The sequence below is a fragment of the Leclercia adecarboxylata genome (assembly GCF_035787115.1).
GTDB classification, from domain to species: domain Bacteria; phylum Pseudomonadota; class Gammaproteobacteria; order Enterobacterales; family Enterobacteriaceae; genus Enterobacter; species Enterobacter adecarboxylatus_E.
This window is the reverse complement of record NZ_JALKTL010000002.1, coordinates 415,322-428,619: the sequence shown is the minus strand read 5'-3', so window position 1 is coordinate 428,619 and position 13,298 is coordinate 415,322. Positions and strand designations below refer to the sequence as shown.

General features: G+C 57.8%; 14 protein-coding genes. 8 read left to right on the top strand and 6 right to left on the bottom strand.

The genetic code is table 11. From position 1 onward, the window contains the following. Window positions 1–164 precede the first annotated feature (164 nt). The 8 genes from potF to MXM41_RS09425 all read left to right on the top strand — a co-directional run bounded on the left by potF (window position 165) and on the right by MXM41_RS09425 (window position 8,588). A complete protein-coding gene (gene potF / locus MXM41_RS09460; RefSeq protein ID WP_325931521.1) occupies window positions 165–1,277 on the top strand; it encodes a spermidine/putrescine ABC transporter substrate-binding protein PotF in 1,113 nt (370 codons plus the stop codon). Window positions 1,278–1,373: 96 nt separating this feature from the next. Next, window positions 1,374–2,507 (top strand): putrescine ABC transporter ATP-binding subunit PotG, encoded by a 1,134-nt coding sequence (potG, locus tag MXM41_RS09455; protein WP_325931519.1) that lies wholly within the window; start codon window positions 1,374–1,376, stop codon window positions 2,505–2,507. A gap of 9 nt (window positions 2,508–2,516) precedes the next feature. After that, complete coding sequence (potH, locus tag MXM41_RS09450) at window positions 2,517–3,467, top strand: putrescine ABC transporter permease PotH (protein ID WP_325931518.1); 951 nt, start codon at window positions 2,517–2,519, stop codon at window positions 3,465–3,467. Next, window positions 3,464–4,309 carry a putrescine ABC transporter permease PotI gene (potI, locus tag MXM41_RS09445; protein ID WP_312346554.1) on the top strand — a complete coding sequence of 282 codons (846 nt, stop codon included), beginning with the start codon at window positions 3,464–3,466 and terminating at the stop codon, window positions 4,307–4,309. Before potH ends, potI begins: the two co-directional genes overlap by 4 nt. 57 nt (window positions 4,310–4,366) lie before the next feature. Then, on the top strand, window positions 4,367–4,855 hold the full coding sequence (locus MXM41_RS09440; RefSeq protein ID WP_325931516.1) for a YbjO family protein: 489 nt from the start codon (window positions 4,367–4,369) through the stop codon (window positions 4,853–4,855). A gap of 40 nt (window positions 4,856–4,895) precedes the next feature. After that, the gene (gene rlmC, locus MXM41_RS09435; RefSeq protein ID WP_325931513.1) at window positions 4,896–6,023 is read left to right on the top strand and encodes a 23S rRNA (uracil(747)-C(5))-methyltransferase RlmC; all 1,128 of its coding nucleotides are present in this window, start codon (window positions 4,896–4,898) and stop codon (window positions 6,021–6,023) included. Between the two features lie 421 nt (window positions 6,024–6,444). Beyond that, complete coding sequence (locus MXM41_RS09430) at window positions 6,445–7,137, top strand: response regulator transcription factor (RefSeq protein ID WP_325931510.1); 693 nt, start codon at window positions 6,445–6,447, stop codon at window positions 7,135–7,137. Further along, a complete protein-coding gene (locus MXM41_RS09425) occupies window positions 7,134–8,588 on the top strand; it encodes a sensor histidine kinase (protein WP_325931508.1) in 1,455 nt (484 codons plus the stop codon). Before MXM41_RS09430 ends, MXM41_RS09425 begins: the two co-directional genes overlap by 4 nt. Window positions 8,589–8,686: 98 nt before the next feature. Here the strand turns inward: MXM41_RS09425 and artJ are convergent, their stop codons facing one another. From artJ to MXM41_RS09395, 6 genes are all read right to left on the bottom strand, one after another. Beyond that, a complete protein-coding gene (gene artJ / locus MXM41_RS09420) occupies window positions 8,687–9,418 on the bottom strand; it encodes an arginine ABC transporter substrate-binding protein ArtJ (RefSeq protein WP_325931504.1) in 732 nt (243 codons plus the stop codon). A gap of 173 nt (window positions 9,419–9,591) precedes the next feature. After that, the gene (artM, locus tag MXM41_RS09415) at window positions 9,592–10,260 is read right to left on the bottom strand and encodes an arginine ABC transporter permease ArtM (RefSeq protein ID WP_325931502.1); all 669 of its coding nucleotides are present in this window, start codon (window positions 10,258–10,260) and stop codon (window positions 9,592–9,594) included. After that, entirely contained in the window at window positions 10,260–10,976 is a 717-nt protein-coding gene (artQ, locus tag MXM41_RS09410; protein ID WP_325931500.1) for an arginine ABC transporter permease ArtQ, read from the bottom strand. Before artQ ends, artM begins: the two co-directional genes overlap by 1 nt. 6 nt (window positions 10,977–10,982) lie before the next feature. Further along, entirely contained in the window at window positions 10,983–11,714 is a 732-nt protein-coding gene (artI, locus tag MXM41_RS09405; protein WP_325931498.1) for an arginine ABC transporter substrate-binding protein ArtI, read from the bottom strand. Between the two features lie 19 nt (window positions 11,715–11,733). Continuing rightward, window positions 11,734–12,462, bottom strand: a complete 729-nt coding sequence (gene artP, locus MXM41_RS09400) for an arginine ABC transporter ATP-binding protein ArtP (protein WP_039029538.1) — start codon at window positions 12,460–12,462, stop codon at window positions 11,734–11,736. A 236-nt stretch (window positions 12,463–12,698) separates the two neighbouring features. Beyond that, entirely contained in the window at window positions 12,699–13,217 is a 519-nt protein-coding gene (locus MXM41_RS09395) for a lipoprotein (protein ID WP_325931496.1), read from the bottom strand. Window positions 13,218–13,298 lie beyond the last annotated feature (81 nt).

Below are 13,298 nucleotides of genomic sequence, written 5' to 3'. Positions count from 1 at the left end.
AGCTACAGTTTATTCTTGCGATGCCGTTAAACGCGAGCAGATACAGCCACCTGAGTAACATCTTCTGCTGCAGGCGGAGTGATAAATTATGCACGTTTCTTGCATAGGCTAAGAGTGTTCATTTTTAGTGCGTTTGTTAACGTGCTTTCAGAAGGATTAACGCTATGATCGCTTTAAATAAAAAATGGTTATCGGGTCTGGTTGCGGGCGCGCTGATGGCGGTCTCTGCAGGCACGCTGGCGGCAGAGCAAAAAACGCTGCATATCTACAACTGGTCTGATTATATTGCCCCGGACACGGTGGCGAATTTTGAGAAAGAGACCGGGATTAAAGTCGTCTATGACGTCTTCGATTCCAACGAGGTGCTGGAAGGCAAACTGATGGCGGGCAGCACCGGGTTTGACCTGGTCGTGCCGTCAGCCAGCTTCCTCGAGCGTCAGCTCTCCGCGGGCGTCTTCCAGCCGCTGGATAAAAGTAAACTGCCGGACTGGAAAAACCTCGACCCCGAGCTGCTGAAGCTCATCGCCAAACACGATCCGGAAAACAAATACGCCATGCCGTATATGTGGGCTACCACCGGTATCGGCTATAACGTTGAGAAAGTGAAGCAGGTGCTGGGCGCCGATGCGCCGGTCAACAGCTGGGATCTGGTGCTGAAGCCGGAGAACCTGGAAAAACTGAAAAGCTGTGGCGTCTCCTTCCTTGATGCGCCTGAAGAGATTTTTGCCACCGTTCTGAACTACCTCGGCAAAGATCCGAACAGCACCAAAGCGGATGACTACACCGGCCCGGCAACTGACCTGCTGCTAAAGCTGCGTCCAAATATCCGCTATTTCCACTCCTCGCAGTACATTAACGACCTGGCGAACGGCGACATCTGCGTAGCTATCGGCTGGGCAGGGGATGTGTGGCAGGCGGCCAACCGCGCTAAAGAAGCGAAAAACGGCGTGAATATTGCCTATTCAATCCCGAAAGAGGGGGCGATGGCGTTCTTTGACGTCTTCGCGATGCCTGCCGATGCGAAAAACAAAGACGAAGCCTATCAGTTCCTGAACTATCTGCTGCGTCCGGAGGTTATCGCCCACATCTCTGACCACGTCTTCTATGCCAACGGCAACAAAGAGGCCACGAAGCTTGTCAGCGCCGAAGTGCGTGATAATCCGGGTATTTATCCGCCTGCTGACGTGCGCGCCAAAATGTTTACCCTGAGCGTGCAGGAGCCGAAAATCGACCGCGTACGTACCCGCGCGTGGACGAAAGTGAAAAGCGGTAAATAACGATGTGATGTAGGCCGGGCAAGCGTAGCGCCCCCGGCAACAGGCGCACCGTTCTGGTGCGCCTGCACCATTTTGATTGATGCCGGAGAGCACCCCGTGAACGACGCGATCCCCCGCCCGCAGGCGAAAACCCGTAAAGCGCTGACCCCGCTGCTGGAAATCCGTAACCTGACCAAATCTTTCGACGGTCAGAATGCCGTGGATGATGTCAGCCTGACTATCTATAAAGGTGAAATTTTTGCCCTGCTTGGCGCCTCTGGCTGCGGGAAATCGACCTTGCTGCGCATGCTCGCCGGGTTTGAACAGCCCAGCGCCGGGCAAATTATGCTGGACGGCGTCGACCTCTCCCGGGTACCCCCGTATCAGCGTCCAATCAATATGATGTTCCAGTCTTACGCCCTGTTCCCGCACATGACCGTGGAGCAGAACATTGCCTTTGGCCTGAAGCAGGACAAACTGCCGAAAGCGGAAATCACCGCCCGGGTGGCCGAAATGCTGAGCCTGGTGCATATGCAGGAGTTTGCGAAGCGCAAACCGCATCAGCTCTCCGGCGGCCAGCGTCAGCGTGTAGCCCTGGCCCGCAGCCTGGCGAAGCGGCCAAAACTGCTGCTGCTTGATGAGCCGATGGGGGCGCTGGATAAAAAACTGCGCGACCGCATGCAGCTGGAGGTGGTGGATATTCTCGAGCGCGTGGGCGTCACCTGCGTCATGGTGACCCATGACCAGGAAGAGGCGATGACCATGGCCGGTCGCATCGCCATCATGAACCGCGGCAAGTTCGTGCAGATCGGCGAGCCGGAAGAGATCTATGAGCACCCGACCACCCGCTACAGCGCCGAATTTATCGGCTCCATGAACGTCTTTGAAGGGCTGCTGAAAACCCGTGATGAAGACGGGCTGGTGATCGACTCCCCGGGGCTGATCCACCCGCTGAAAGTGGCGGTGGATAACTCGGTGGTGGATAACGTGCCGGTCTACGTGGCGCTGCGCCCGGAAAAAATCACCCTCTGCGACGAGTCGCCCGCCGATGGCTATAACTTTGCCGTGGGGGAGGTAGTGCATATCGCGTATCTCGGCGATCTCTCTATCTATCACGTCCGCCTGAAGAGCGGGCAGATGATCAGCGCGCAACTGCAGAACACATACCGCTACCGCAAAGGGCTGCCGACCTGGGGTGACGAAGTGCGCCTGTGCTGGGAAGCCGATAGCTGCGTTGTGCTGACGGTATAAGGAAGGGCTATGAACAAACCTGAACCTGCGACCCGCGTTGCGGCGGATATTAATACCAGCTGGCTGACGCGCATGCAGATGGCCCACGGTCGCAAGCTGGTGATCGCGCTGCCGTATCTGTGGCTGATCCTGCTGTTCCTGCTGCCGTTCCTGATTGTGTTCAAAATCAGCCTGGCGGAGATGGCGCGGGCGATCCCGCCCTACACCGATCTGCTGGAGTGGGCGGACAGCCAGCTGTCGATCACCCTTAATCTCGGTAACTTCCTGCAGCTGACCGACGACCAGCTCTATTTTGACGCCTATCTGCAGTCATTGCAGGTCGCGGCTATTTCGACCCTCTGCTGCCTGCTGCTGGCCTATCCGCTGGCCTGGGCGGTGGCGCACAGTAAACCCTCGACGCGTAACATTCTGCTGTTGCTGGTGATTTTACCCTCGTGGACCTCGTTTCTGATCCGCGTTTACGCGTGGATGGGGATCCTGAAAAATAACGGGGTGCTGAATAACGTCCTGCTGTGGCTCGGGGTTATCGACCAGCCGTTGACCATCCTCCACACCAATCTGGCGGTCTATATCGGGATTGTGTACGCCTATTTGCCGTTTATGGTGCTGCCAATCTACACCGCCCTGACGCGCATCGACTACTCGCTGGTGGAAGCGGCGCTGGATCTGGGTGCCCGTCCGCTGAAAACCTTCTTCAGCGTCATCGTGCCGCTGACCAAAGGCGGGATAATCGCCGGGTCGATGCTGGTGTTCATTCCGGCGGTGGGCGAGTTCGTGATCCCGGAACTGCTTGGCGGCCCGGACAGCATCATGATTGGCCGCGTGCTGTGGCAGGAGTTCTTTAATAACCGCGACTGGCCGGTGGCCTCAGCGGTGGCGATCGTGATGTTGCTGCTGCTGATCGTGCCGATCATGTGGTTCCACAAGTATCAGCAGAAACAGATGGGAGATCACGGATGAACAACTTACCGGTAGTGCGCTCGCCGTGGCGGATCCTGATCCTGGTGCTCGGCTTTACCTTCCTCTATGCGCCGATGCTGATGCTGGTGATCTACTCCTTCAACAGCTCGAAGCTGGTGACGGTGTGGGCGGGCTGGTCGACGCGCTGGTACGGCGAGCTGTTCCGCGACGAGGCGATGATGAGCGCCGTGGGCTTAAGCCTGACCATTGCCGCCTGTGCAGCGACGATGGCGGTCATCCTTGGCACCATTGCCGCGGTAGTGATGGTGCGTTTTGGTCGTTTTCGCGGGGCCAATGGCTTTGCCTTTATGATCACCGCGCCGCTGGTGATGCCTGACGTCATCACCGGTCTGTCGCTGCTGCTGCTGTTTGTCGCCATGGGGCACGCCATCGGCTGGCCGTCCGATCGCGGCATGCTCACCATCTGGCTGGCCCACGTCACCTTCTGTACCGCCTATGTGGCGGTGGTGATCTCCTCACGCCTGCGCGAGCTGGATCACTCCATTGAAGAGGCGGCAATGGATCTCGGGGCGACACCGCTGAAGGTGTTCTTCATCATTACCCTGCCGATGATCATGCCGGCGGTGATCTCCGGCTGGCTGCTGGCGTTTACCCTGTCGCTGGACGATCTGGTGATAGCCAGCTTTGTCTCAGGCCCAGGGGCCACCACGCTGCCAATGCTGGTCTTCTCCAGCGTGCGCATGGGGGTCAACCCGGAGATCAACGCCCTGGCGACGCTGATTCTGGGGGTGGTCGGTATTATTGGGTTAATTGCCTGGTATCTGATGGCGCGGTCTGAAAAACAGCGCCAGCGCGATATCCAGCGTGCAAGACGCGGCTGAAGCACCTAAAATTTGCAACAGCGTAATTGAGATGCCGCGTTATCGCGGCATCGTTTCATGGAAGACATCACGTTGGGATTTTTCACCAAAACAAGCCGGTCACATGCCCGTCTGAACGTTCCTGCTCTGGTGCAGGTGGCGGCGCTCGCCATTATCATGATCCGCTGTCTTGATGTGTTTATGATTTTTAACACCCTGGGCATGCGCGGGCTGGGCGAGTTTATTCACCGCAGCGCGCAGACGTGGAACCTGACGCTGGTTTTTCTCGCCAGCCTGATGCTGGTGTTTATCGAAATTTACTGCGCCTTTTCGCTGGTGAAAGGGCGTAACTGGGCGCGGATAATCTATCTGCTGACCCAGGTTGTCGCTACCGGCTATCTGTGGTCCGCGTCGCTGGGCTACGGTTACCCTGAGCTGTTCAGCATCCCCGGCGAGTCAAAGCGCGAGATATTCCACACCCTGGTAATGCAAAAACTGCCCGACCTGCTGGTGCTTGGCCTGCTGTTTGTTCCCGCGGCCAGCCGACGGTTTTTCCGTCTGCAATAACGTGTATAATCGCTGCCCCCAGACGTATTAAGGTTTCTTTATGCAGTGCGCACTCTATGACGCCGGCCGCTGTCGCTCCTGTCAGTGGATAGCGCAGCCGGTCTCTTCCCAGCTTTCCGCCAAAATGGCCGACCTCCAGATGTTGCTGTCTGGCCTGCCGGTGGCGGAGTGGTGCGCGCCGGTCAGCGGGCCGGAGCAGGCGTTTCGCAATAAAGCTAAAATGGTGGTCAGCGGCAGCGTCGAAAAACCGCTGTTCGGCATGCTGCACCGCGACGGCACTCCTGTCGATCTGACCGACTGCCCGCTCTATCCGGCCTCCTTTGCCCCGATCTTTGCCGCCCTGAAACCCTTTATTGCCCGCGCGGGCCTCACGCCGTATAACGTGGAACGCAGGCGCGGCGAACTGAAGTACCTGCTGCTCACCGAAAGCCAGCTTGATGGCGGAATGATGCTGCGCTTTGTGCTGCGCTCAGAGGCCAAGCTGCCCCAGCTGCGGGCGGCGCTGCCGTGGCTGCAACAGCAGTTACCCCAGCTGAAGGTGATTACCGCCAATATTCAGCCGGTGCATATGGCGATTATGGAAGGCGAGGAGGAGATCTTCCTCACCGACGCCCAGGCGCTGGCGGAGCGTTTTAACGACGTACCGCTGTGGATCCGCCCGAAGAGCTTCTTCCAGACCAACCCGACCGTGGCAGGCCAGCTATACGCTACCGCCCGCGACTGGGTGCGCGCGTTGCCGGTTAATCATATGTGGGATCTGTTTTGCGGCGTCGGCGGCTTTGGCCTGCACTGTGCCACCCCGCAGATGCGGCTGACGGGTATTGAAATCTCCGCCGAGGCGATCGCCTGCGCCACCCAGTCCGCCGCTGAGCTGGGGTTGACGAATCTGCATTTTCAGGCGCTCGACTCTACGCAGTTTGCCACTGGTCAGGGCAGCGTGCCGGAGCTGGTGCTGGTGAATCCGCCGCGTCGCGGGATCGGCAAGACGCTGTGCGACTACCTGAGCCAGATGGCACCGCAGTTTATTATCTACTCCAGCTGCAACGCGCAGACCATGGCGAAAGATCTCCGAGACCTGCCCGGCTACCGGGTTGAACGGGTGCAGCTGTTCGATATGTTCCCCCATACCGCGCACTATGAAGTGCTGACCCTGTTAGTTAAGTCCTGAGACCTTGCCTGGCGGCGCTACGCTTGCACGGGCCTATGCTTTATTCCCTCTCCCCTACGGGGAGAGGGTCAGGGTGAGGGTATCCGCGGTTTATTCCCTCTCCCCTTGGGGAAAGGGTCAGGGTAAGGGGATCCGCGGTTTATTCCCTCTCCCCTATGGAGAGAGGGTCAGGGTAAGGGGATCCGCGGTTTATTCCCTCTCCCCTATGGGGAAAGGGTCAGGGTGAGGGGATCCGCGGTTTATTCCCTCTCCCCTGTGGGGAAAGGGTCAGGGTAAGGGAATCCGCGGCTTATTCCCTCTCCCCTATGGGGAGAGGGTCAGGGTGAGGGGATCTGCGCGCATAATCTTAAACAAAATGTGAACGTTTCCCGCCTCCGAAATCAGGTAAGCTTTAGCTGTTAAGATTCGATAAGGCTGACCGATGAAGCAGATCCTGCTGGTAGAAGATGACGGCGATATCGCCGCGTTACTGCGACTCAATTTAGAAGACGAAGGTTACGTCATTACCCACGAGGCGGACGGGGGCAGGGCGCAGCAGCTGCTCGCGCAATCCCACTGGGATGCGGTGATCCTCGATCTGATGCTGCCCAACGTTGACGGGCTGACCCTCTGCCGGGCGATCCGCGCCCGGGACCACTATCTGCCGGTGATCATCATCAGCGCCCGCAGCAGCGAAACCGAGCGTATTCTGGGCCTTGAAACCGGCGCCGATGACTACCTGGCCAAACCTTTTTCGGTGCAGGAGCTGGTGGCGCGCATTCGGGCGCTGTTCCGCCGTCAGCAGGCGATGGGGCAGCAAGCGCCCGGGCTGATTAATGCCCACGGCCTGACCATCGATCCGCTGGCCCGCAGCGTTCTGCTGCGCGGGGAAGTTGTAGACCTGACGCCGCGCGAGTTCGATCTGCTCTACTTTTTTGCCCGCCATCCCGGGGAAGTCTTCTCCCGGCTGGCCCTGCTCGAACAGGTGTGGGGATACCAGCACGAAGGCTACGAGCACACCGTCAACACCCACATCAATCGTCTGCGGGTAAAAATTGAGAAAGACGCCGCCGAGCCGGAAATCATCCGCACCGTCTGGGGCAAAGGCTACCTCTTTGCGGAACGCCCGCTATGATCCGCCGTCTCACTCTGCTGTTTATCCTGCTGCTGATGGGCTGCGCGGCGGTGGCCTGTGCGGTGCAGCTCTGGACCAGCATGCAGTACGGCAACGCCATGGTGCAGCGGCTGTCCGGTGGGCTGGCGCAGCACATCGCCCAGCGTGAAACCTTACTGGATGCCAACGGGCAGGTCGATCGTACCCGGCTCAAGCCGCTGTTCGATCGCCTGATGACCTGGAACCCCAGCGTGGAGCTCTACATCCTCTCCCCGGACGGGCAGATCCTCGCGGACGCCGCGCCGCCGGGACATATCAAACGGCAAAAACTGGCCGTTGCGCCGGTACAACAGTTTCTGAGCGGCGGGATGATGCCGGTCTACGGTGACGATCCCCGCAGCCTGACGGGAGAGAAGGTCTTCAGCGCCGTGCCGCTGCATCAGGACGGCGTGCTGCGCGGCTATCTCTACATCATTTTGCAGGGAGAAGAGCTGAACGCGCTGGCGGAGCGAGCCTGGCAGAAAACGCTGTGGAGCACGGTGCTCTGGTCGCTACTGCTGGTGGCGCTTTTCGGCGCGCTGGCGGGCGGCCTGGTCTGGTACTGGGTGACCCGCCCCGTGAAGCAGCTGACCGATGAGGTAAGCGGCCTGGATCGCGAAAGTATGCACGTTATTAAGCAGCTGGCCGCCCAGCCTTTACAGACCGCTCCCGCTGATGAAGTGGCGCTGCTGCGCAATACTTTCATCGAACTGGCGCGGCAGCTCGCCAGCCAGTGGGATCAACTGGCCGACAGCGACCGTCAGCGCCGGGAGTTTATCGCCAATATCTCCCACGATCTGCGCACCCCGCTGACGTCGCTGCTGGGATATCTGGAGACCCTGTCGCTGAAATCCGGCACCTTATCCGCCCAGGAGACGCAGCACTATCTCTCCATTGCCCTGCGCCAGGGGCATAAAGTGCGCCATCTGTCCCAGCAGCTGTTTGAGCTGGCGCGCCTGGAGCACGGCAGCATCAAACCCCAGCGCGAGCGCTTCGCCATCGGGGAACTGATCTCCGACGTGGCGCAAAAATTTGACCTGGCGGTGGAGACCCGTCAGATCCGTTTGCATATCGACGTGCCGCGCCAGCTACCGATGATCAACGCCGATCTGTCGATGATCGAGCGGGTGGTCACCAATCTGCTGGATAACGCGATTCGCCACACCCCGCCGGGCGGCGAGATTGGCCTGAAGGTGTGGCTGGAGGGCGAGCAATTGCAGGTGGAGGTTAACGACAGCGGACCGGGGGTGGATGAACATCTGCGCGATCAGCTCTTTATGCGGCCTTCCGCGCTGAGCCAGCAGGCGTCGCGGGATAATCGCGGCGGGCTGGGATTGTTAATTGTCAAAAGGATGCTGGAGCTGCACGGGGGAGGGATCAGGCTGATGGAGGCGGCAAAAGGGGCACGATTTCGCTTCTATGTGCCGTTATAAAAACGCCGGGTGGCGCTCACGCTTACCCGGCCTACAAAACTACAAACCGCACCATTCGTAGGCCGGGTAAGTCGAAGCCGCCACCCGGCACAACAATCTTACTGCGGGAACCACTGGTCGCTGATTTTCTGATACGTGCCGTCCGCTTTAATCGCCTTCAGGGCACCGTTCAGTTTTTCCAGCAGGGCTTTGTTGTCCGGACGAACCGCGATACCGAGGCCAGTGCCGAAGTACTGCGGGTCGGTCACTTTATCCGTGGCGGTGCCCAGCTGCGGGTTGGTTTTCAGCCACTCGTTCACCACCGCGGTGTCGCCAAACACGCCATCGATACGGCCGTTTTTCAGGTCGATAATCGCGTTCTGGTAGCTGTCGTAGGCGACGGTTTTCACTTCCGGATGCTTATCCTGCAGGTATTTCTGGTGCGTGGTGCCGTTTTCCATGCCGATGCGCTTGCCTTTCAGCTGCTCAAAGGAAGTGTACTGGCCTTTTTTAGCGATCACCACGGCGGAGTTGGCATAGTACGGCTCGGTGAACGATACCTGCTTGCTACGCTCCGGGGTGATATCCATGCCGGAGATCACCGCGTCATACTTTTTGAATTTCAGGGACGGGATCAGGCTGTCAAAGGCGTGGTTAGTAAAGGTGCACTCGGCCTGCATCTGGGTACACAGCGCTTTCGCCAGGTCGATATCAAAACCGACGATCTGATTGCTGGCATCCAGCGATTCAAACGGTGGATAAGTGGCAGAAACACCGAAGTTGATTTTATCGGCGGCAGAGGCGCCCGCGGCGAAGGTTGCGAGTAAAGCGGCCAGAACTAACTTTTTCATTGTGAAGCTCCCGTCTGTCAATCTTGTCATTATATGCCGTGTCTGCGGCTGGGAGTTACAATGCCATTGAATGAATTTGTATGCAATAAAAATGATTAACTATTAATTAAAAAATAAAAAAGACGGGCAGTGGTGAGACTTGCCCGTCTTTTTTAAATCAAACTTATGCAGTTCTAGTTACGGCGCTCAAAGGCCAGCGCTCTGCGTTCAACCAGTCGCATCAGCAGGGTCAGCAGACCGTTGACGATGAGGTAGATAATGCCGGCGGCGCCGAACACCATCACATCATAGGTACGTCCGTACAGCAGCTGTCCGTGGCCCATCACCTCCATCAGGGTGATGGTATAGGCCAGCGAGGTACTTTTGAACACCAGCACCACTTCGTTGGAATAGGACGAGAGGGCGCGTTTGAAGGCGTACGGCAGCAGGATCGCCAGCGTGTCTTTCTTGCTCATCCCCAGCGCACCACAGGACTGCCACTGGCCGTCCGGAATGGCGCGGATCGCGCCGTAGAACAGCTGCGTGGTATAGGCGGCGCTGTTCAGCGACAGGGCGAGCAGGGCGCACAGCCACGGCTCAGAGAGCAGATGCCACAGCACCGGATATTCCTGCAGCGTCGGGAACTGGCCCGGGCCGTAGTAAATCAGGAAGATCTGCACCAGCAGCGGCGTGCCGGTAAACAGGGTGATGTAGCCGCGCACGATCCACACCAGCACCGGCGTTTTCAGCGTCAGGATGATGGTAAAAATCAGCGCCAGGATCAGCGCCACGATAATCGAGGCCACCGTCAGCGTCAGGCTGGTGTGCAGCCCTTTCATCAGTTCGGGTAAATAGTCAAGCATCAGCCTGGTCTCCGTTCAAAACGCGTCGCACGCAGGTCAATACGCTTGAGAATGTACTGACTGAGCAACGTGATCACCAGGTAGATGGCCGCCGCCACGATGTACCAGGTAAAAGGTTCCTGGGTACGGGTGGCAATGCTTTTGGTCTGCAGCATCAGGTCGTTGACGCTGATTAAGCTCACCAGCGCGGTATCTTTCAGCAGCACCAGCCACTGGTTGCCGAGCCCCGGCAGGGCATGACGCCACATCTGCGGCATCACCAGACGGAAGAAAATCGCGGTTTTCGACAGCCCCAGCGCCTGGCCGGACTCCCACTGTCCCACCGGCACCGCTTTCAGCGCACCGCGCAGGGTTTGCGAGGCGTAGGCGGAATAGAGCAGGGAGAGGGCGATCACGCCGCACAGGAACGGGCTGACGTCGAAGTTTTCGATCTGCATCTGAATCGGGATCTGCACCACGCCCAGATTGAGCGTAAAGCCGTCCGACAGCATCAGCAGCAGCTGCGAGGAACCGAAGTAGATAAACAGCACCACCAGAATTTCCGGCAGGCCGCGCAGCAGGGTCACCAGTGCCGAGCCGAGCCAGGCGACAGGCCGCCACTTAGCCGACTCCCACACGGCAAAGATCATCGCCAGCACCAGGCCGATAATCAGCGCACAAACGGCAAGGCCGACGGTCATCCCGGCGGCGCTTGCTAATGGAAAAATTTCGTTCATCAGATCTTACTTCTGGAACCATTTGTTGTAGATGGAATCGTAAGTGCCATCTTTCTTCACTTTTTCCAGCGCAGTGTTGAATTTCTGCTGCAGCTCGGTGTTACCCTGGCGGACAGCAATACCCAGGCCAGTGCCGAAGTAATCTTTATCCGTCACTTTATCGCCCACCGCGGCCAGCTTGTCGTTGGCCTTCAGCCATTCGGTCACGACCGCGTTATCGCCAAAGACGGCATCAATACGGCCATTCTGCAGATCCAGACGGGCGTTCTGATAGCTGTCGTAAGGCACGGTGGTGATTTCCGGGTGCTTATCCATGATGAATTTCTGGTGAGTAGTGCCGTTCTGCACGCCCACTTTCTTGCCTTTCAGCGCGTCGATAGAGGCGTACTTGCCCTTCTGACCGATGAACAGGGCAGAGTTCTCATAGTACGGCGTACTGAACAGGACCTGCTTTTCACGTTCCGGAGTGATGTCCATCCCGGCCATGACCGCGTCGATACGGCGGAATTTCAGGCTTGGGATCAGGCTGTCGAAGGACTGGTTAGCAAAGGTACAGGTCGCGTCGATCTCTTTACACAGGGCGTTAGCCAGATCCACGTCAAAGCCCACAATCTTGTTATTCGCATCGATAGACTCAAACGGAGGGTAGGAGGCTTCCGTGGCAAAACGAATGGTCTGAGCTGCGGTGGCAGAGAGGCTAACGCTTGCAAGCAGCGCGGCAATCACTATTTTTTTCATTGTCGTTCTCTCGGTTCGATTAGTGAGACAGATAATTTCTGAATGCGTCGGTCTGCGGCTCGGCAAAGCAGCGCGCATCCCCTTGCTCCACGATATGACCGTTTTCCATATAGACCACACGGCTGGCGGTTTTACGCGCCACTTCCACTTCGTGGGTCACGATCACCTGGGTAATGTTGGTCTCCGCCAGTTCGCGGATAATGCTGACGATCTGGGCGGTGATTTCCGGGTCCAGCGCGGCGGTCGGTTCATCAAACAGCAGTACCTGCGGCTCCATCATCAGGGCGCGGGCAATGGCCACACGCTGTTGCTGACCACCGGAAAGGTGCAGCGGATAACGGTCGCTGTAGGGCTTAAGGCGCAGACGCTCCAGCAGCTTCTCGGCTCGCGCCAGCGCCTGCTCTTTGGACAGGCCCAGCACGCGGCACGGCGCTTCAATCAGGTTCTGCTGCACGGTGAGGTGCGGCCAGAGATTGTATTGCTGAAAGACCATGCCAACATTCTGGCGCAGATCGCGGATCGCTTTCTCAGAAGGCGCTTTCGCAAAATTGAAGTGATTACCCGCAATATCCAGCGTACCGGAGCGAGGCATTTCAAGCAGATTGAGGACGCGAAGCAGCGAGCTTTTACCCGCGCCGCTGGGACCTAACAGAACCAGCGTTTCGCCCTCAGGGCAATTCAGTGTGATGTCGAACAGCGCCTGGTGTGCGCCGTAAAAGCAGTTAATGCCGTTTAGTTGAATACTCATCGGGGCAGTCTTTACTCATCCAGGCAATCTATAGCAATTGAGGCCGCAAATAGTACCGTTGACAGAATAGTTATGCAATATAACTGCGTTAAAAGTTAAATATAAACCGTATCTATACCTAAACATAGCACAAAATAGCGGAAGGCAATGTCGGCGAGAATAAATGTCGGCATTCCTCACGAAATGCCAGACATTTTACGGGGTTTTCACGGCTAAACGGTCTTAAGCACGTCCGTTTAGCGGTTTTCAATGGACTGGCGCAGCGTGCCGGCCGGGGCATGAACGCTGCCGCCAAGGTAGCGGACGTCGTCGATTGCCCAGCACTGGCCCTCGCGGATCATCAGCACTTCATCCTGCCAGGTCTGGCTTCCCTGCGTCAGCCTGACGCGCAGCGGAATATTTCGCGCATCGGTATTAGGGATGGTCGATGCGCTGGAAACTTCCGCCTTTTCAGGCGCGGTGGTACGGCTGGAGAACGGATCGTCTTTCAGCAGGTTACTGTGCTGCGGATCGCGGCTGGCATCGCTCAGTAGCTGGGCCAGATTATCGCTCAGGTAAGGGCGCAGGGCGGTGAAGTCATTGCTGCGGTGCGAAATGCGGTAGTCATAGAACTGTTGAGCCACGGCATCCGGCCCGCCGGTAATACAGCTGCCGCTGCGGGTACCGATGTCCTTAAAGGCCGGGGTGACTGGCGTCGTGCAGGCGCTGAGCAGCAGCGCGCACGGCACTAAAAGCGTCAAAGCAGAATAGCGCATGATGATTTCCTTATTAGGCTGCAATAATTAACTAACCTTTAAATCATAGCGTAACGAGCAGATAATGATTTTGTTCTTAAT